Origin of the sequence: Sporolactobacillus sp. STSJ-5 (genome assembly GCF_024385605.1) — a bacterium.
Lineage (GTDB): Bacteria > Bacillota > Bacilli > Bacillales > Sporolactobacillaceae > Sporolactobacillus.
The window spans coordinates 81,239-99,661 of record NZ_JANFOJ010000008.1 but is presented as its reverse complement, the minus strand read 5'-3'; the positions used below and the strand labels follow the sequence as shown (position 1 = coordinate 99,661).

The window sequence follows — 18,423 nt, the reverse complement described above, 5'->3', positions numbered from 1 at the left end:
TATGAGCGTCCATAGCTCCGATTACCGGGTGTTTCGAGATAACGGATCGATGAGTTGTACCACTACGAAACGATCCTTTATAATAAAAAAAACGACATCAGAGATAAGCGTTGCCATGCGTTCGAAGGTAAGGCCGCTTGAAGGAGAAAATGATTCTGTGAACAAATCAGCCTTTATAAAATTGAGCATCGCCATGACCATTTTTGGTTCGATTGGTTTTTTCTCGCGTTTGACTGGTCTTCCGTCTATGGAATTGGTTTTTGTTCGCTGTATCAGCGCGACTGTTTTTCTCACCGCCTTCTGGCTGATCAGCGGGCACTACAAGCAAGAAAAGTGGCAGAAAAAAGAGATGACCACCATCATAATCGGCGGCATCTTTCTTGTCTTGAACTGGATTTTTTTCTTTGCTTCTTTTGAAAAAACGGCAATCACCGTCGCCATCTCAATTTATAACTTAGCTCCAATCCTTGTTCTAGTAATCGGGTGGATCTTTTTCAAAGATCGGATCAAATGGATCGGAGTTGGCGCAGTGACGCTTGCTTTCATTGGCACCGTACTGATTTCAGGGGTCCGTCCAAGCGACCTCATGAACAGAACATCGGTTGCCGGACCGGTTTATGCCTTGATTGCCGCATGTCTTTACGCGCTGGTGATCATCACCGGAAAGTACATCAAGCATGCCAGTCCCTACTTAGTAACGATCATTCAGACGTTTATCGGTGTGATCATGCTGCTGCCTTTTGTCCATTATTCCTTATACGCTCAGCTAACCGCTGCCAACTGGTTCTATAGCATTTTCACCGGCGTCGTCCACACCGGCGTGGTGTATCTGCTTTTTTATGAGAGCATTCGGTCGCTTCCGACTCCTATTCTCTCAGCACTTACCTATCTGGACCCGCTCGTCGCGATCCTGCTTGATGTCGTGATCACCGGATTTGTTCCCACTTTTCTGCAGATCGTGGGTATACTGCTGATCTTTATCGCGTTGTCCTATACATTCATTAAGCGCGAACCTGCAGATTCAGGAAGTAAAACGGACATTCAACAATAGCACCTTATGATCTGAAGAACGTGCATTTAATGTCCTATCAGGCCACTATTTCAATTTGATATGATCTTACTTGTTTTAAAGCAGCGGTTATTAATGATAAAATTGCCTATCTCGATCAAAACTAATTCCTATAGGAACAAAAAATGGAGGGTTCGGGTTTTTCAAAATTTTTGCGTTTTGCTGGAAAATATTTTTCCAAACACTTCTGTTTTCATTAAGCATTCCCTCCTTCATTAACTAACGAGTAAAATAAGCGGAGATTTTCCGGTTATATTCATCATGGAGCTTGTTTCGCCAGTAAATAAGGGTAATTTTTCCGCTTATTGCAAAGCAAAACCCTCCATTTTCACGTTTTTCGATTCGATAAGCGGAATTTTTCCGTCTATTTAAGCTATTTTTTCGTTCATTTTCTAATTAAGCGGAGTATTTCCGTCTATTTCAGGTTTGGCGCTATCTGATCGCCCAACCGATAAGTGCGGATTGGGAATCAGTATTTTATGACCATATCGTCTTGCCAGCAAGGCAAAACGATAGCTCTCTTTCCTTGTTACAAAAAACAGGCAGGAAAATCATCTTTCGATTTTCTCTGCCTGTTTTCATTTTTTACTATCTATAATCAATGTTGCTCTGCCACGACCGGCGCTTTTGAAGATTCTGTTCCGTCGGTATCTTTTTTCGGACGCTTCAGCATGAGACTCAGGATCATCCCGACGATTGCGATCCCCATTAACACAAAGAATGTGTCACCGAAGGATGTGGACAGTGCCTGAAGCGGCTGACTGCCATCTTTCAAGTGCTGCTCCATTCGTTGTGAAAGAATGGTCGATAATCCTGCAACCGCGAAAGACATCATGACCTGCTGAGCAGCGTTTGTCAGCGACGTGACACGGCTGACAATATTTTGCGGGGCAGCCTGGATAATATGTGTATTTAACGGCATCATCGATAAGCCCATTCCTCCGCCAAGCAGTGCCAGTGGAAGAATCAATGCCCTTGATCCATCTTCCGCTGAAATTCCCGACAACAGATAGGCAGCTGATGTAATAAATACTAAACCAGTAATAACGACGGGCCGCGCGCCTAGACGATCAAACAACCGTCCGCCAATCGGCATGAAAATACCGGCTGCGATCGCTTGCGGAAGAACGGCAAGGCCGGATTCAAACGCGCTGAATCCCTTACCCTGCTGAAGAAACAAAGGAATGAGAAACATCGTTCCGAACAACGCAATCTGTGTGATCCATTGAACAATGATCCCTTTTGTAAAGTCAGCGGAACGAAAGACGCGAAGCTCTAATAGCGGCTGCTTGCGCCGCAGTTCCACAATAATAAACAGAATCAGCGCGATGCCTCCAACGACCAATCCTGTAATTGTCTTAGCAGAGGTCCAGCTTGTCCCGCCTTCACTCACACCATAGGCAATTGAAGCAAAAGCAATCGGTGCGAGAATCATGCCCAGAAAATCCAGTGCAGGCACAGATTGACGCTCCAGATTCGGCATCGTACGAATGCCCGCAATAACGGCGAGCACACCCACAGGAAGGTTAATGAGGAAGATCCAATGCCAGCTCGCATAATCAACGAGCCATCCTGATAAAACCGGGCCGAGTGCCGGAGCAAGCAGCATCGGAATACCGATCATGCCCATCACAGCCCCAACCTTATCCCTTGGACTGAGCCGGTAAACAAAGGCCATCGCAATCGGCGCGACCATACCGCCGCCAAGACCCTGAAGCACTCGGAAGATGATCAGCTGCTCAACGCCTGTAGAGAGCGCGCATAACCCGGATCCAACCGTAAACATAATTACCGAAAAGAGAAAAATCCGCTTTGCCCCGAAGCGGTCGGAAAGCCATCCGGCAAGCGGAATAACCGCTGCTTGGGCTAGCGCATACCCTGTTACCGCCCACTGAACAACAGAAATCTTGCTGTCAAAATCTTTTACAAGTCCGGGAAGGGCAACATTCATTGCCGTTCCATCCAAAATAACCATAAACATACCGACAATGATTGCGAGAAGCGGCGCAATAATCGCTTTTATCGACGTTGCCTGATCAGAACGAATGTCTGATGTTTTCTTTAAAGCCATCTTTCATCCTCCATTTTACTTACCATTTATCCCGTGACCTCATTATTGACCTGTTTTCATTTAATGTTTACAGTGAACTACATCGGTACTTAAAGTACCGAGCTTCTGGGAACATTGCAGACTTACTTTTTTGTCCGAGGACGCAAAAGCAGAGGTTACAACTCTTTGACCAAGGCTTGTCCCAAGCCCAAAGTTAAGATGTTTTTTGCAGCGTTAACATCGCGGTCATGGTGCACCCCGCAATGTGGACACGTCCATTCACGGACACCAAGTTCGTGTTTCCCATCATCATGCCCGCAATGGGAACAAATCTGTGAGGTCTTATATGGACTGACGACAATAAGCTGCTTATCGTACCAAGAACATTTATACTCAAGCATTCGGCGAATTTCTCCCCAAGCTTGGTTCGCAATCACCCGTGCCAATTTATGATTGCGAAGAAGGTTTTTGGTTTTCAGATCTTCAATGGCGATCAGATCATAGTTTTTCACTAGTTTTGTGGTGATCTGATGCAAATAATTCTGACGCTGGTTGGCCATTTTTTCATGGAGTTTCGCCACCATTAATCTGGCTTTTTGCACGTTTTTGAAGTCGGCGAGCTGTCTTGGCTGAAGAACCTGATTGTGTTTGTCCCAAGCCATAGCTTTTTGTGCGTGCAGACGACGCCGAGCCAGTCGTTTCTCCCACTCGTGCAGCTTTTTTGCCTGTTTTTTGTCAAAGCGAATACTGGGAATCTTTTGTTCATCCGAACCAATAAGTAAATCAGAGATTCCCAAATCAAGACCAATACGTGCGTTCGTCTTCGTGAAGGCTTGGTTTTCGTCTTCAACAAGAAGAATGGCGTAGTATTTTCCAGTAAACGATTGTCGAATAGTTACCGATTTAATGACCTTTGGAATGGGTTTCCCAGCTTTAAAGCGAAGCCTGCCTAACTTCGGCAATTGGATCGAGTGTGTTGCGACCTGTTTCATATTCTGATTGACGCATTTGCATTGATAGGATTTTTTGAAAGACTTCTTTGACTTAAACTTGGGAAATCCATGTTTTTGTTTAAAGAACTTTTTATAGGCTTCGACTAAATCATGATTGGTGGCTTGAAGGCTGGTACTTTCTGCATCTTTTAGCCAAGGATACTCTTTTTTCAACGCCGGAAGCAAATTATTTAAGGTATAGGCATTCAAAAAAGGAGTTTTTGGATTATTTTTATACCGTTCAATCAGCATATGGAGCATTTGATTCCAAACAAAACGGTTGTAGCCAAAATTACTTTGGATGAGTAGCTTCTGCTTTTTATTGGGGTAGATACGTACTTTAAGTCCTTTTAAGGGCATGCTTTCACCTCTTTTCATAGCTTAATTATAGCACATACGTTCGTGATATGACTATTATTGAAACAGCCTCCTAGCAAAAAGAGTGGCCTTGGACAATGATTAAACCTAACAAAAAGGAGACCAGTTTTGTATGCCTGATCGAACACAGCGCAGAGATGCCAACGAGATAAGCGCATCAATTTTGCAAACAACTGAATCCTTGTTCTCACAGCACGGTGTTGAGAATGTCAGCATGCATCAGATTGCCAAAGCCGCAAATGTGGGCCAAGGCACGATGTATCGACGCTACGCCAATAAAGGTGACCTTTGCATGGAGCTCCTGCATGAGCAGTTCAACCTGATGCAGGCAAAAACCGCCTCTTACTTAGAGAAATCAAAGTCAAAGCCTGCAAAAGAACGATTACAGACTTTGTTGAAAGAACATATCCATTTTCTGGAGACTCATGTTGCACTAATTGAAACCATTCACAACTTCACGTCCTGTATGGGGAAAAAGAAAACATTCTTTGAGTCGAAGCCGTATCTGTTTATGCACAAAACAATTGGTGAGCTGCTCGATGAAGCAATCAAGGCGAACGCAGCGAAACCGATCAATACAGATTTTACTGCTCACACTTTTATCGCAGCGGTTAATCCAAAAATCTATCTTTTTCTGCGCCAAAAGAATGGATACAGCGAAGCAGATATGATCGAAAACATCAAAAAGACATTAATTGATCCGCTATTTTCTTAACATGATCGCAACTAAATGTTGACAATAAGCGAAAAGTCGTTTATATTTTCATTGACCGATCAGTTAATGAAAATATAATTTGATGCCACCTTTACCTTGACGTCACCCACTCAACTTGGCTAACATTGACCATGAGGTGAATGAATCAATGAACGGATCGACACGAAAGAAGAACTTAACCAGTCGAGATTTGCAAGCCATTGAACGCAAAAAGCAGCTGCTCGACTCTGCGCGGAATTTATTTGCTGAAAAAGGCTTCCACAATACGTCGACAAAAGAAATTAACCGAGCGATCGGCATGGCAGACGGACTCATGTACTATTATTTTCCAGAGGGGAAACAGCAGATTCTTGACGCAGTCATTCAGGAAACAACTGAAAGCAAAGCGGAATTTATTAGTCAGGTCTTACAGAACGTGAATCGTGACGATTCGGTTCGTGACATGCTTGTTGGAATATTACGCTCTATGTGGACTCTAATCACTACCGACAGCAACCGAAAAGCACTATTAATCATGTTTCACGAGCAACCGCTGCTGAAAAAAGAACAGACCTCATGGATCATTGATACCTTTCATTCAGTCATTGAGCAAATTGCTGAACTGCTTGAAGAACGTGTGCAGCGCGGAGAGCTTCGTCCGCTCAACTGCCGGCTGATGGCCCGCCAACTGTGTGCTCTCTTTCAGAGCTACCTTTTTGAGCGTGTGTTTATTTTGGGTGAGCATGAATTAAGTGAGGATTCCAAGCGCTACTTTCTGGCGAACATCGACTTTCTGCTTGAATGCTGGAAATGAATAAAACAATCTCCAGTATTAAATTGCATTTTTATTCACTGATTGGTCAGTGAATATATAGGAGGCTTCATATGCTACGTATTTTTATTCAGAAATCATTTTGGCTGTATCTTGTCATCGTCGTTTTGGTTCTCTCAATCTTTTCCTTCGCTCAATTTGGTCCATCGAGCACATCAAAAATTAAAGGATTAAAAGTTGCCCTAGTAAATGAAGATCAGGGACCAAACGGAAAAGTCATTAAGGAAAAACTGCAAGACGCATTCGACAAATCGGACGCACCGATAAAGTGGGTTTCTCGCAGCAGTCTCCATTCAGCAAAAAAAGGAATGGAGAACAAAGATTATTATGCGGCAGTCATTATTCCCAAAAATTTCACGGAACAGTTGTTGACGCTTCAGACCGCAAAACCAGAAACGGCAAAGCTTGAATTATGGGTGAACCAAGGCATGAATGCCCAAGCCGCGACTGCTATTCAAACGATTTTCGCCAAAGTATCCAATCGAATATCGGCAGCCTTTAGTGATCAAACACTTCAGGCCGCAGAAGCACATCATTTGAAGCTGAGTCCTGCCCAAGCGAACGTGCTGGCTCAGCCAATGACCACTGAGACGCATTTGATAAATAAGGTTGGCACGCATAGCGCAGGCGGTAATGCTCCGGTACTTCTGACAATGCTCGTTTGGCTCGGCGGGCTCACCAGCTCGCTGCTTATGTGGCGCACATTCAAGAAAATGGGCAATGACTCGCTGTCACTGCGCCTCACCATTAGTCAGACGCTGGCAGGTCTTGTCCTCGCCTTCGCTCAAGCGCTCACATTGCTCACTGTGGTCAGCGGCATGATGAATCTTCATGTGCCTGACACATCGAACCTGATTTGGGCACTCACATTCAGTGCATTCGTTTATTACTTGATCCAGACGGCAGTCCTTAACTGGCTCGGATTTAAAGGGTGGCCAATTGTTATTCTGATCTGGTTCTTCGGATCACCGCTGCTCCCTTACCCACCAGAAATGCTGAACCATTTCTTCCGCTACTGGATTCACAGCTGGGTGCCGGTACGCTTTGGTATGGAGACGATCAAAGATGTGCTCTACTTCGGCGCAAAAGCAGATCTATGGACAATGGCTTCAATTCTCGGGTATATCGGAATCGGCGCACTTATCCTCGTGCTCGGTGCCGGATGGTGGCAAGGACGTAAGAAACTCAAATCGGTATAAAGTTAATAAATAAGATGAGGCCGTCCAAAAGGGATGGCCTCATCTTTGTTTTGTGCTACATAAGTTAAAGTTATATAGAGGTTAAAATTACGATGCAAGCAATTTACTTGAGAGCGTGCATGACTTATTCAAAGATCTCCTTTCTCTAGTTTTTTGTTTAATAGCATATAATCATCCTTGTCAAAAGATATTGTTACTCTGTCTAAACGATTCCCGCCCGGATACAAATATAATAGTTCACTGTATTTTATTCCTAAAGGAATTGTCTGATGGATGAGATTTAAAATTTTTACACATTCTAAATCTACGCCTTCTTTCAAATGATTTTTAACATGAATAACGACTACGTCTTCAATATTTTCAAATCTTGGCTTTCGCGGAGAAATATTTCGAGCTTTACAAAGCCTTTTTAATAAGTGTTGATAACTATCATTTTTTTCCAAAAGATCTTCCCACAATCTATTGTATTATACAGAATAATAAAAAAATAGAGGCTGGGAAAAGTATATGAGAAATGATATCTTCGCTGGGCAACGATCCGGAAATTTCCAAAGTTATTTTAATGACTCTAATCGTGGTTCAATAGCAGTTCTAGATGAGGAGCTTGGTTCACGGATTTATAATGACGAAAGAATATAATATTCTCGGACAACACCATGCCAGGGAATTTTTCTAACGCAATACTTCGAATGGGAAAATATATTGTATAATGAGGACAAGGCAATAGATCGGCTTGAAGGGCGGCGTGTCACACCCTGTTACTCGTAGTGTCTCCCGTAGACGACAGAGAACGGAAGGAGGCGCTTTTATCCTTGTCTGCTGTTATGGCTGTGATTGGCATCATTGGGCTGCTCTTTATGAGTATGAACTTTGTGCTGAATTTACTTGACCATATCACAAGGGATAAAAAATAACCGCTCTGAGCCGACACTCATTGTAGCGGTTATCCTTGTGATAGCTTTACACTTGTGATGTGCTGCTCTTAAAGCAGCTTCTAAAGCCTAGGCAGTTACCTGTGCGACAACACAGGTAACTGCCGTTTTTATTATATACACAAGGCAATGTAATTAACCTTATGTATTGCAATTAATCTCGCTTTAACTGACTTCATTATACAGTATATCCTTGAAAATGTTAAGAACAAAAAGCCGCACTATACCTGGTTCTCGGCTCATTGCCGCTAAATACGATCTTTCTGTATTTATTAATTGGCAAATTTTTGTCATCAAGCCATGGATTCCGCTCTGGCCTGATTTGCAGAGATTCTGCGGCACGTTCAAATGCTTTAATTAATTTTTCTGCCGCTTCATTGTTTACATTGGCGAGGAATCGCGTATGTGAAACAAGCATTTCCAGTGCCTGCTCGGAAATAACAATCGAATACCGCCTACTGCTGTTTCCCATTGCGAACCTCATCAGCTGCCTGGCGCATCAGTGAAACCGTCTGGTCTATGGAATACCCCGATTTACCGTTTAACCGTTCCTCTTCCGCAGCAATGAGATGTTCTCTCAAACGCAGCATCTGTTCACGTCTTGAAAATGCGTCAATGTCCATGACCACAAGATCGCCCTCACCATTTTTCGTTAAATAAACTGGCTCGCCGCTTTCCCGGCACAATTCAGCAATTTCATTGTAATTATTTCGTATTGCAGCCGATGGCTTTATGTTCATTGGATCTGCCTCCGTAGCATAATTATAGATATATTATACCATAATATATCTATAAAAATTTTCATTTTAAAAGAAGCTTGATTAAGTTAAAAAGTGCATTTACTTGGCACTGATCCGCTTTCGTACATAGATCTCTAATATTCGTACAACAAAAATCAGTCTCGCATTATTCTGCGGGACTGATTTTCGCTAATTCGTTATGATCCACCATTATTTTAAAAGAGCAACAATCTGTTCGATTGCCTGTTTTGCTTCAGGCAATGGGAAGAGCGGCCATATATGGATCATGGACGGATATTCATAATAGTTAATACGTATGTCCTGCGTGTCGAGCATCCGCTTGAGTCTGCGGGCATCAGGATTGAGCAGATCATGGGTCCCGGTAAACAGGCTGATTTTGCCAAGTCCTTCAAAACTGCCATATATGGGACTGATCAGTTCATCTTTCGGATCTTTATCTGCCGCATACCACTTCCCTATTTGCCTAAGCGAAGGAGCCGCCAGCACCGGATCAAGCTGCTCCGCGGCACCGATCTCCGGATTGCTCATTGACATATCCAATGTAGGAGAGAGGACAACGATATTTCCCGGCTGCGGCAACCCAATATCCTTTAACTGCTGAGCAAGTACCAAGCTCATACCGCCACCTGCGGAGTCACCCATAATCACGAGATCCTGAGACTCAGTCTCCGAATCAATTTGAACATAAAGCGGAGCAATGAGATCAAAAACGTCTTGATAATGGTGCTCCGGTGCCAAAGGATAAATCGGAACCGTGATCGTGCACTGCAAGGCTTCGACCAGCTTGCTTAAAAACACCCAGTGCATCGACTTAATTTCGTATACATAGCCGCCCCCATGCAAATAGAAAATATGTTTTTGTCCCGACCCTTTTTTTGGTTTCATGACATAATAACAATAGCCGTCACTATCTTTTCGTTCAATGGTACATGCTTTATATACCTTTTTGGGAGGGTTAGAATTCTCAGCTAACCGTTTTTTTCGAATGGTTTTCTTTAAGTCATCGTTCGTTAATTGCCAATCCTTTTTTATTTGCACGATTCTGAGCAATGCTTTAACCAGCTTGCTTCGCATACTTTCTTTGTTCTTCTCCAATAAACCTCCCCCTTTTATATGATCATTTGATCCGTCACGCGTGATTATTCCGCTAACTCTAGAATTCTTTTTTTACGATCGATATTTTCCACGCGATTACGTTGAACCGTCACGGCTAGTACAGATACGACCAGCGTTACCACCACGTTCACAAACAGAGCTTGCACATCATGCCCAAGACCGGTCCCACCATACACAAAAAGGTAATAGGCGTTCGCCACATAGGCTGCCGGATATAAGAAGCTGATTTTATAATAAAACGGTGCGAGTACTGCCTTTGGAATAATTGCTCCGGAAGTCATCAGCTGCATCGGTGTACCCAGCACATTGATCGCGTTTCCCGCAAATCCGAGCACATACAGGAACATTTGCGACAAATTCATGAATGAAAAGTAGCTTAATATTTGGAACAGAAACACACCAAATCCATTCACATGCAGGTTAAAATCGAAAATCTGCAAAGCAAGCATTACGAGCGCCGCTAAGACAACTGCAGCTGCTAAATTAATGCCCACATGAGCCAAATAGACGCGCCACTTGTTATATTTTTTGCGCAGCTTAGTGACAGCTGCATAAATGTTCATCTGCATGACCATCGAGCCTACATAGGAGACAAGCACAATGCATAGTGGAAGAACAGAGGCAGGAAAGCCTTTAACATTGTTTGATTTCGTCACTTTTGACGTGACCGTATTCAGATTCAGCGACTGAATCGCTTTATCGAATACGGTTGTTACTTGCTGTGCTGCTTGAGGCTGCGGAAGTCCCTGCTTGATCGCCGCAGTTGCTTTTTCGTTTACTACTTGCTGCTTTAATGCATACATTTTCTGGTTCATTGACTGAGTGATCTTATCCGATGCTTGATTCATGATCTGCTTTGCCAGGCTCGAATTCGCTTGATTGATATAATAGTGCAGTTCTGCTCGTTTGTTGCTTGATATCTGCTTCGTAAAGTTGTTAGGAACAACCATGATCATGTCGACTTTATGTTTATTCATTACCGATTTTGCATGATTCAGTGATTGATACACATGGACCTTAAAAGGTATTTTATTCTTTAATGTGACTACCTCTTTTTGACTCATTTTCAAATCCTGATTCACTAAAGCGACATGGAGTTGATCGGAGCGATCATCTATATTCTGATATACCGTCATCCAAACACCGAAAAAACAAATTAAAAATAACAGTCCTGCAGCGAGTCCTATTTTTGTTTCTTTAATCTTGAAGAAATCTCTAACTACATTCATCTAAACGCCTCCAAAGCAAGTACTTGCTTACATATATTTTAAAAAATTTTACTGAGCTTTAAGAGCCTCAGCAAAAAAGATAATACTCTCTTTAAAAAAAGTTTCTTTTGGAATTTTTAATTCCGTATCCTTAAACCGTGTTTGGGTAAGAAAATAGCCAAAATTAAGCCAAATGAAATTCATCGCCTGAATTTCGATGTTAATCTTTTCTGCAAGTTTTCCACGTTTTTTCATCTCGGATAAGTAGTTAATAATAATCGTTTTTAATTTGATTGGAATTTGCGCAACCTCTTCATTGATCTCAGGAAAATCTACGGTTTCTCTGATACCAATCAAAATCAATGCTTCATATTTGGTAACGAAGCTGTGATACAGTTTTGCAATGGTGAGTAAATCACTTTCCAAATCCCAAGCCATATCATGTTCAATGATCGGTAATAATTGCATTCTGCTTGAAAAAGTTTGAACCGCTGCTTTTATGATGCCTTTTTTATTTCCAAAATGGCGAAAAATCGTCACTTCATTGACATTAGCCTTTTCTGAAATGGCGCGTGTGGTCGTCCCTTTATATCCTTTTTCTTGGACCAATTCAAGAAATGCCGCAATGATTTTTTCAGCTGTTTGATTTGCATCGACCATTTTTTATCATTCCCACAATGTAAGTGATTGCTTGCATTGATATCATACGGCAAACTGATTTATTTTGCAACGCCTATATTAGAAAAAAATTTCTAAGAAAAACCGAGCAAAAAGCGCCCGGTCTTTAATCTCCAGCCGTGTGTGATTGGTTTGTGTCTTTACAGTGTTGAATCATCGCTTCGGTTGCTCGCATCAACAGAGCACGACCGCGGGCGCACCGCGAGCCTCCTCAGACAAGCAGAAATCTGCGGGGTCTCGCTGGCACGCTGATCCCGCAGGCGTCTCGCACCTCCGCTTTGATTCTCGGTCAAGACACTGGTTTATTCGTTTAAATATGGGGTAAAATCTTATACTTTCTTTACTTGTAAGAAAAACCGGACAAAAAGCGCCCGGTCCTTAAATCATGCCGGATTTTGATTACGCTCCGGTTGCTCGCATCAACTGAGCGCGACCGTGGGCAGTCCGGGAGCCTCCTCAAGCAAACTAATACCTGCGGGGTCTCCCCTGGCCTGCGATCAACAGAACCGCTCCGCAGGAGTCTCGCACCTGCGCGTTTGGCTCACAACCTTTGGCTTTGGCAAAAATCATATACTTTCTTTCCTTGTCAAAAAAACCGGGCAGACAGCGCCCGGTCCTTACTTCCGCAGAATGCGGTGGCTTTCGCGTTGCATACAGGACGTATACGTAGTTTGCGAAAATTTTTTTACATACGAAAGCTCCCTTGTTCCAAATGCGGTTTTTAATCATCAGCTTTGTACTTGAACTGACAGTTCTATTTTATAAAGCATCTTGATCCTTAATTAAGTATCGAGTAAAATAAGCGGAGTTTTTCCGTTTATATGCACCATAGCACTTATTCGCCGGTAAATAAGGGTAATTTTTCCGCTTATGCAAAACAAAACTCTCCATTTTCACGTTTTTCGATTCGATAAGCGGAATTTTTCCGTCTATTCAAGCTTTTTTTTCGCTTATTTTCTAATTAAGCGGAATTTCTCCGTCTATTTATCAGATCAGATGCCTACCTAATCGCTCAACCGATCAGAACGGATTGGGAATTAGCCTCTTATGACCATATCTTCATACTAGCAAGGCAGAAATCGTATATTTTCTAAAAGAGAAGTCATCCTTTCAGAAATGGCCGTCTTTTCTAAGGAAAGGAGCGAACGGCTACTGCATTAAAAATTTGCCTTTCACTTCGCCAACATTCTGAATGGTGATAAATGATGAGGAATCGGCTTGATGGATGAGTGCCGCCAGTTGCGGAAGTTCATCGCGTGTAATCACGGTATAAATGATCTGTTTTTTATTATCGGTGTAGCCGCCTCTTGCCTCGGTATAGGTCAGGCCGTGTTTCGTATGCTTTAGAACGAGGCTCCTAACCGTATCCAGACGGTCTCCATCGATGACCATCGTGAGCTGTATTTTGAATTTGCTTGTATAAATGGTGTCGACAACTTTGGCATTCGTATATAAGCTGATCAATGTATACAGCGATTTTTCTACACCGAAGGCAATCCCGGCAATGACCGTGATCATCACGTTGAAGCTCAGGCTGATCCGGCCAAATGAAAAATTGGTTTTCCGAATCATAACCAGCGAAATCACATCGAGCCCGCCCGTTGACGCACCTGATCGAAGCGTCAGGGCAACCCCGGACGCACAAAAAATGCCGCCGAAAATGGCATTCAAAAGTACATTGGATGAAAAATCAATGTTTGGAATAAAGTGAAGCGCAACAGAGCATGAAATAACGCTCAGTATTGTATAGCTGACAAATTTCCGCCCAAGTGCATGCCATGCCAAAACGAGCACAGGTATATTAAACACGAGGTAGAGCACACCGACCATATTTGAAATTGATAATGCCGGATAAAACTGGTGTACGGTTGTTGCAATCAGTTGGGACAAACCGCCGAATCCGCTCGAATAAACATTGGCCGGAATTAGAAACCAATTAATGCCGATACCGTACAGAATCGAGCCGATAATTATGATCGTGATCGTAAAAAAAGAAGATTTAATTGTACTCGCCTTCCCTTAAGCTTTAAATATAATCCAAATCATGAGCGATCGGTGTCTGAAGCATTCTTTTGATTTCCGATAGATCCGTAGTTTGCGAGAGAATCCACATCAGCTTCGCAACGATCGCTTCTGTATTCATATCACCGGCTGTGATCCCGCCGGCCTCTTCGACCCGTTTTCCAACCTCATAAAGGTCCATGTTCTGGCCTTCTTCAAGACATTGGGTCGTAATAACCACGGGTATTCCCTTCTGCACCAAATTTCTGACCCCAGCGACCAGATCTCTTTTTTCGAAGGGCAGACCGCCATTTCCAAAACTTTCAATAATCAGGCCCTTTGTATGACTCTTAAGAAAGTCGAAAAAGGCAGGCGAGAGTCCCGGAAAAATTTTCAGCAAAAAGACATCCGGACAGATATCGATTTTCCGGGAAAATGAATCTGTATCGTTTTTTGGTTTGAACTGAATATGAATCTTTGTGTCGTCAATCGAAGCGATATATGGATAATTTATACTTTCAAATGCGTCGTAGCTTTTTGTTCTCATTTTAATTGCTCGTGTCCCAAGAATCGCCTTTCCATCAAAAATAATGAATACACCGGAAAGATCTGCCTTTTGCACAAACGTCAGTGCATCCTTAATATTTTTCTTGGCATCGGTACGCTTAAAACTGACCGGAACCTGCGAACCGGTAATGACAATTGTTTTTTTCAGTCCATGGAGCAGATAGGACAATGCTGCTGCCGTATAGGCCATGGTATCCGTACCATGTGTGATAATAAAACTGTCATAGCGATGCTGTTGTTCATCAATAGTCTTAGCCAAAGTGAGCCAGTCTTCCGGCTGCATATTGGTACTGTCCTTATTCATTAACACACAAAAATCAACGGACACATCCGAATTGTGCTCAAAATAGCCGGCCAATTGATCAATGGTCATGCCCGGTGCCAAACCATCCTGATGAGGCGTTGAGGCAATCGTTCCCCCTGTAGCAAGAACTAAAATTTTTTTCATTAATAATTCCTCGTCTTGTGTATTTTATACGATCATTATAACTTTTTCTCCATATTTTTCAACAAAATGTTTACTATACGTGTATCTAGAGGTAAACTGACTACTGGGGGAGTGTTCGGATGCTTGATCAATTAATTACATTAAGAAAGAAAAAAAAATTAACGATCCAGAACATGGCCGATATTCTCGGAATCGCTAAAAGTACATACGCCAGCTATGAAACCGGCTACCGTCAGCCACCGATTGACGCGTTGATTAAAATAGCTGATTTTTTTAAGACTTCTCTAGATACATTAGTTGATCGGCCTTATAAACCAAACATTCATCTCGACCAACCCCAAGAAGCGAACTGCTGTTTAATTATTGATGGGGAAGCACTCACAGAAGAGGAACAAAAAGAAATCGTTGCATTTATTAAAGTGAGGCGTAACCTCGATTAATCTCTTTCTTCAAAAGACCAGCTCCCATTTTTCCTCCGTAATCACGTGATTTGTCCATGTTTTATTCGGGTATGTCGGACAACTTGTGACCCGATCCACCGTTAAGTTCTTCCAATCTTGGAATCTGCCGCAATTTCTTATTCAATATCCAAATCAGCGACGTGACCAGAACAACCCCTCCTTGAAAGAGAAACAGAGGCGTACTGCCTAGCCAAGGTGTGATTATGCCGCCGAACAATGCTCCAAGCGGCATTGCGGCCGCAATCAGCGTTTCGATAACCGCAGACACACGTCCGATCATGTCCTGAGGCGGCATCACTTGGAAAAAAGTACTGAACAGGATATTCGTTGCCCCGACCGGGAAATTAGCCAAAACAATAAAAACGCAGCAAAGCATAAAGAAACGATCCGCTGCCCACGCAGCCAGCAGCCACATGATACCGGACCCGGCATAACCGAAAATCAGTGCTATGCCCATCGTCATTTTTCGAGATAAAAAGGATGAGGTCAGCGTTCCAAGCAAAAATCCCAATGTGTAACAGGTGAGCAGAATTCCATATTTCCCCGGGCCGCCTAGCTGATTTGCGAACGACGGCAGGGCCGCGAGTACGGCACTTAAGAAAAAGTTTATACCCAAAAGCGGCAGCAACAGGCTGAGATTCAAAGGTTGCATTACAAAGCGAAACCCAGCAGCCAAATCCGCCCGGTAAGACGAAAAATTAAATGAAGGCTGTGCTATTTGATTCGACACCTTTAAACGTATGGTCGCAAAAAATGCTGCCGCAATAAAGAAAGTAAACGTGTCAATAAGATACAGATTCACCGCGCCAGTGAACAAAATCAGAAAGCCGCCGCACATACTGAAGATCAGATCCGTTCCCTGATAGGAAAAGCTCATCACACTATTTGCCGCAACCAGTTGCTCTTTCTTCACCAATCTTGGAATCAGCGCACCTTCGGCAGGATAAGGAAATAAATCAATTAAAGCGATCAAGGGCATGATGATCAGCACACCGGTAACCGTAAGTAAATGAGTCATGTATAGAATGGGGACAAGCAAAAGAAGCATCCCTTGAAAAAGCGAAGGAATGACGAGCACTTTTTTCAGATTCATCCGATCCACAATCGGACCAACTAAAAAGGAGAGACATTCCGGGAGAAGCGTCAAAAAGCCGGCAAGCCCCGAGTAGAAAGCGGAGCCGCCCAAATTATAGGCAAGCCACATCGCAGCGATATAATAGAGACTATCACCGATATTGGAGATTAATCGTCCAAAAAAGAGTGAAACAAAATTTTTATTTTTTATCAGGTCGTTCATGATCCATCCTCCGCATCGCTCGTGTTTTTGCGATTGCGGCATGTTGGTGAACCCACCCGCCTGATTTGGCCCTGATCTTCAAAAGTGAACATTGATCATGCTTTATCCCGCAATCGCTGCTTAAAAAAGGGCGCAAATCTCCCGTTTTTAGCAGCAATCAATGTGCGCACACAGGATAAAGTCAGCTTCATAAACCTTTCTCACCTCTAGATTTGGAACTTAGAATATAATACCGCTTCTGCGCATAGGGAACAAGCACTGCTTAGGAAAGCATTAGTTAAGTAAACGTTTAATTGATATGTATACGCTCTATAGAATCGCAGGTGAATCGTACTCCGTCATGCGCTTCTTTTGGCCATTCGAGTGCAAAAAAACGCGAAGGAACCTAAGCTCCTTCACGTTTTTTATTCTTATATTGGCAGCGTCACCGGCTGCAAGAATCAGAGATATTTTTCTGCATAGGCTAGAAGTTGATGAATTTCTTCCTTGGCAGCTTTCGTGAGTACCTTGTTGTCATTGAGCATCTGCTCGCCGCGGGCTTTAATAAAGCGCAGATAATCTTTATTTCTTGTTTTCGCGTAGCCTTTTTTGGCTTGGTGCATATCAAGAAAATCTCCTGCAGCTTGTTTGGCCAGCATGTATCGTCCGATCAGTAAGGCGACCGCAAGCGATAAGGCGACCAAGGTTCCCCACCCGTCAGTGATTGTGTAGAGCAGGATACCGATCACCATTAGGATCGTCACCCACTTTGAAGAACTGTACACATAGCCTTCAGGTCTATTGTTTGGATGTAGAAATGCTTTCAAGCTGTTAAACATCGAAATCCCTCCTAGCCGATTTACAAAAAAGTTATGAATGAATCATGCACAAGTGACGCGCAACCGTATCAGCCATCTTACAGTCCGAAGATACCAGCCCAGTATCCGAGAATACCGATTGCAAACATACCGAAGATGATCCAGATCGCATTGACTTTGTGCTTGAGCAGCCACATGCAGCCGAAAGTCATCAGTAAGGCAACAAGACCTGGAAGCAGTGAATCTAAAATCCCCTGCATGGTTGTGTCAACGACTTTCCCTGCTTGTTTGTACGATACAAGAACAAGCGGCATTTTAATGCTGGTCCATTTTGATACCAGTGATCCCATAACGAACAAACCAAGTACAGAAGCCATTTGCGTTAATTTCTTAAGACGGTTGCCGGCAACGTCTTGAACAATGTCCGTACCTTGAGTATAACCGACCTTAAATCCGTACCATCTCGTCAACATACGGATGATGTTAATTCCGAAGAAAAAGAGCAGCGGTCCGAGAATACTTCCGCTCATAGCAAGCGAAGCGCCAAGAGCTGCAAGGATCGGGCGCGCCGTTCCCCAAAAAATTGGATCACCGATACCGGCGAGCGGTCCCATCAAACCGATTTTTACGTTGGTAATTGCGGCTTCATCAATGTCGCCGCCTTCTGCCTTTTTTTGTTCCATAGCAGCGGTAACACCAAAGATTGCTGATGCCGGCCATGGCGTCGTGTTGAAGAATTCAAGGTGACGCTTCAACGCAGCGGCCTGATCTTCTTTTTTATGGTAAAAGCGTTTGATCGCCGGAATCATTGTCACCGCGACACCAATCGCTTGCATACGTTCGAAGTTGAAGGAACCTAGCATAAATGTGCTTCGAAAATAAGTACTGATGATATCTTTTTTCGTTAACGATTCTACTTTTTTCACTTCTGTCATTTTTTTCA

Annotated in this window: 18 protein-coding genes; 5 read left to right on the top strand and 13 right to left on the bottom strand. The window is 43.1% G+C overall.

The window, feature by feature from the left end; translation table 11 throughout:
- The first annotated feature begins 193 nt into the window (after positions 1-193).
- Complete coding sequence (locus NOM01_RS09550; RefSeq protein ID WP_255748348.1) at positions 194-1,051, top strand: DMT family transporter; 858 nt, start codon at positions 194-196, stop codon at positions 1,049-1,051.
- Positions 1,052-1,667: 616 nt separating this feature from the next.
- Here the strand turns inward: NOM01_RS09550 and NOM01_RS09545 are convergent.
- Both NOM01_RS09545 and NOM01_RS09540 read right to left on the bottom strand, forming a co-directional pair.
- The gene (locus NOM01_RS09545; protein WP_255748281.1) at positions 1,668-3,140 is read right to left on the bottom strand and encodes an MDR family MFS transporter; all 1,473 of its coding nucleotides are present in this window, start codon (positions 3,138-3,140) and stop codon (positions 1,668-1,670) included.
- Positions 3,141-3,295: 155 nt separating this feature from the next.
- The gene (locus NOM01_RS09540; RefSeq protein ID WP_255748280.1) at positions 3,296-4,471 is read right to left on the bottom strand and encodes a transposase; all 1,176 of its coding nucleotides are present in this window, start codon (positions 4,469-4,471) and stop codon (positions 3,296-3,298) included.
- Between the two features lie 130 nt (positions 4,472-4,601).
- On the opposite strand from NOM01_RS09540, the gene NOM01_RS09535 reads away from it, so the two are divergent.
- The 3 genes from NOM01_RS09535 to NOM01_RS09525 all read left to right on the top strand — a co-directional run bounded on the left by NOM01_RS09535 (position 4,602) and on the right by NOM01_RS09525 (position 7,214).
- Positions 4,602-5,204, top strand: a complete 603-nt coding sequence (locus NOM01_RS09535; protein WP_255748279.1) for a TetR/AcrR family transcriptional regulator — start codon at positions 4,602-4,604, stop codon at positions 5,202-5,204.
- Positions 5,205-5,352: 148 nt separating this feature from the next.
- Positions 5,353-5,997 (top strand): TetR/AcrR family transcriptional regulator, encoded by a 645-nt coding sequence (locus NOM01_RS09530; protein WP_255748278.1) that lies wholly within the window; start codon positions 5,353-5,355, stop codon positions 5,995-5,997.
- A gap of 71 nt (positions 5,998-6,068) precedes the next feature.
- Positions 6,069-7,214, top strand: a complete 1,146-nt coding sequence (locus tag NOM01_RS09525; protein ID WP_255748277.1) for a YhgE/Pip domain-containing protein — start codon at positions 6,069-6,071, stop codon at positions 7,212-7,214.
- Between the two features lie 128 nt (positions 7,215-7,342).
- Here NOM01_RS09525 and NOM01_RS09520 read toward each other — a convergent pair whose 3' ends face one another.
- The 8 genes from NOM01_RS09520 to NOM01_RS09485 all read right to left on the bottom strand — a co-directional run bounded on the left by NOM01_RS09520 (position 7,343) and on the right by NOM01_RS09485 (position 14,925).
- Positions 7,343-7,657, bottom strand: coding sequence for a hypothetical protein (locus NOM01_RS09520; protein ID WP_255748276.1), 315 nt, complete (start codon positions 7,655-7,657; stop codon positions 7,343-7,345).
- 691 nt (positions 7,658-8,348) lie between these two features.
- On the bottom strand, positions 8,349-8,618 hold the full coding sequence (locus tag NOM01_RS09515; RefSeq protein WP_255748275.1) for a type II toxin-antitoxin system RelE/ParE family toxin: 270 nt from the start codon (positions 8,616-8,618) through the stop codon (positions 8,349-8,351).
- Positions 8,602-8,886: a type II toxin-antitoxin system Phd/YefM family antitoxin gene (locus NOM01_RS09510; protein WP_255748274.1), complete on the bottom strand. Its 285-nt coding sequence runs from the start codon at positions 8,884-8,886 to the stop codon at positions 8,602-8,604. Before NOM01_RS09510 ends, NOM01_RS09515 begins: the two co-directional genes overlap by 17 nt.
- A gap of 210 nt (positions 8,887-9,096) precedes the next feature.
- Positions 9,097-10,002 carry an alpha/beta hydrolase fold domain-containing protein gene (locus tag NOM01_RS09505; RefSeq protein ID WP_255748273.1) on the bottom strand — a complete coding sequence of 302 codons (906 nt, stop codon included), beginning with the start codon at positions 10,000-10,002 and terminating at the stop codon, positions 9,097-9,099.
- Between the two features lie 44 nt (positions 10,003-10,046).
- Entirely contained in the window at positions 10,047-11,252 is a 1,206-nt protein-coding gene (locus tag NOM01_RS09500; protein ID WP_255748272.1) for a YhgE/Pip domain-containing protein, read from the bottom strand.
- A gap of 48 nt (positions 11,253-11,300) precedes the next feature.
- Positions 11,301-11,891, bottom strand: a complete 591-nt coding sequence (locus NOM01_RS09495; protein ID WP_255748271.1) for a TetR/AcrR family transcriptional regulator — start codon at positions 11,889-11,891, stop codon at positions 11,301-11,303.
- 1,167 nt (positions 11,892-13,058) lie between these two features.
- Positions 13,059-13,880: a YitT family protein gene (locus NOM01_RS09490; protein WP_255748347.1), complete on the bottom strand. Its 822-nt coding sequence runs from the start codon at positions 13,878-13,880 to the stop codon at positions 13,059-13,061.
- 55 nt (positions 13,881-13,935) lie between these two features.
- Positions 13,936-14,925 carry an asparaginase gene (locus NOM01_RS09485; protein ID WP_255748270.1) on the bottom strand — a complete coding sequence of 330 codons (990 nt, stop codon included), beginning with the start codon at positions 14,923-14,925 and terminating at the stop codon, positions 13,936-13,938.
- 119 nt (positions 14,926-15,044) lie between these two features.
- Here NOM01_RS09485 and NOM01_RS09480 point away from each other — a divergent pair, with 119 nt between their 5' ends.
- Positions 15,045-15,365, top strand: coding sequence for a helix-turn-helix domain-containing protein (locus NOM01_RS09480; RefSeq protein ID WP_255748269.1), 321 nt, complete (start codon positions 15,045-15,047; stop codon positions 15,363-15,365).
- Positions 15,366-15,426: 61 nt separating this feature from the next.
- On the opposite strand, the gene NOM01_RS09475 is transcribed toward NOM01_RS09480, so the two are convergent.
- The 3 genes from NOM01_RS09475 to NOM01_RS09465 form a co-directional block, all read right to left on the bottom strand.
- Positions 15,427-16,683, bottom strand: a complete 1,257-nt coding sequence (locus NOM01_RS09475) for an MFS transporter (RefSeq protein ID WP_255748268.1) — start codon at positions 16,681-16,683, stop codon at positions 15,427-15,429.
- Between the two features lie 440 nt (positions 16,684-17,123).
- The gene (locus NOM01_RS09470) at positions 17,124-17,501 is read right to left on the bottom strand and encodes a hypothetical protein (protein ID WP_093672145.1); all 378 of its coding nucleotides are present in this window, start codon (positions 17,499-17,501) and stop codon (positions 17,124-17,126) included.
- Positions 17,502-17,578: 77 nt separating this feature from the next.
- Positions 17,579-18,415, bottom strand: coding sequence for a PTS system mannose/fructose/sorbose family transporter subunit IID (locus tag NOM01_RS09465; protein WP_093672143.1), 837 nt, complete (start codon positions 18,413-18,415; stop codon positions 17,579-17,581).
- Positions 18,416-18,423: the final 8 nt, after the last annotated feature.

What these genes read in the sequence shown, in the direction of transcription:
- NOM01_RS09550 (WP_255748348.1), top strand. Translation starts at nt 194, where the DNA reads ATGACCATTTTTGGTTCGATTGGTTTTTTCTCGCGTTTGACTGGTCTT.
- NOM01_RS09545 (WP_255748281.1), bottom strand. Translation starts at nt 3,140, where the DNA reads ATGGCTTTAAAGAAAACATCAGACATTCGTTCTGATCAGGCAACGTCG.
- NOM01_RS09540 (WP_255748280.1), bottom strand. Translation starts at nt 4,471, where the DNA reads ATGCCCTTAAAAGGACTTAAAGTACGTATCTACCCCAATAAAAAGCAG.
- NOM01_RS09535 (WP_255748279.1), top strand. Translation starts at nt 4,602, where the DNA reads ATGCCTGATCGAACACAGCGCAGAGATGCCAACGAGATAAGCGCATCA.
- NOM01_RS09530 (WP_255748278.1), top strand. Translation starts at nt 5,353, where the DNA reads ATGAACGGATCGACACGAAAGAAGAACTTAACCAGTCGAGATTTGCAA.
- NOM01_RS09525 (WP_255748277.1), top strand. Translation starts at nt 6,069, where the DNA reads ATGCTACGTATTTTTATTCAGAAATCATTTTGGCTGTATCTTGTCATC.
- NOM01_RS09515 (WP_255748275.1), bottom strand. Translation starts at nt 8,618, where the DNA reads ATGGGAAACAGCAGTAGGCGGTATTCGATTGTTATTTCCGAGCAGGCA.
- NOM01_RS09510 (WP_255748274.1), bottom strand. Translation starts at nt 8,886, where the DNA reads ATGAACATAAAGCCATCGGCTGCAATACGAAATAATTACAATGAAATT.
- NOM01_RS09500 (WP_255748272.1), bottom strand. Translation starts at nt 11,252, where the DNA reads ATGAATGTAGTTAGAGATTTCTTCAAGATTAAAGAAACAAAAATAGGA.
- NOM01_RS09495 (WP_255748271.1), bottom strand. Translation starts at nt 11,891, where the DNA reads ATGGTCGATGCAAATCAAACAGCTGAAAAAATCATTGCGGCATTTCTT.
- NOM01_RS09485 (WP_255748270.1), bottom strand. Translation starts at nt 14,925, where the DNA reads ATGAAAAAAATTTTAGTTCTTGCTACAGGGGGAACGATTGCCTCAACG.
- NOM01_RS09480 (WP_255748269.1), top strand. Translation starts at nt 15,045, where the DNA reads ATGCTTGATCAATTAATTACATTAAGAAAGAAAAAAAAATTAACGATC.
- NOM01_RS09475 (WP_255748268.1), bottom strand. Translation starts at nt 16,683, where the DNA reads ATGAACGACCTGATAAAAAATAAAAATTTTGTTTCACTCTTTTTTGGA.
- NOM01_RS09470 (WP_093672145.1), bottom strand. Translation starts at nt 17,501, where the DNA reads ATGTTTAACAGCTTGAAAGCATTTCTACATCCAAACAATAGACCTGAA.
- NOM01_RS09465 (WP_093672143.1), bottom strand. Translation starts at nt 18,415, where the DNA reads ATGACAGAAGTGAAAAAAGTAGAATCGTTAACGAAAAAAGATATCATC.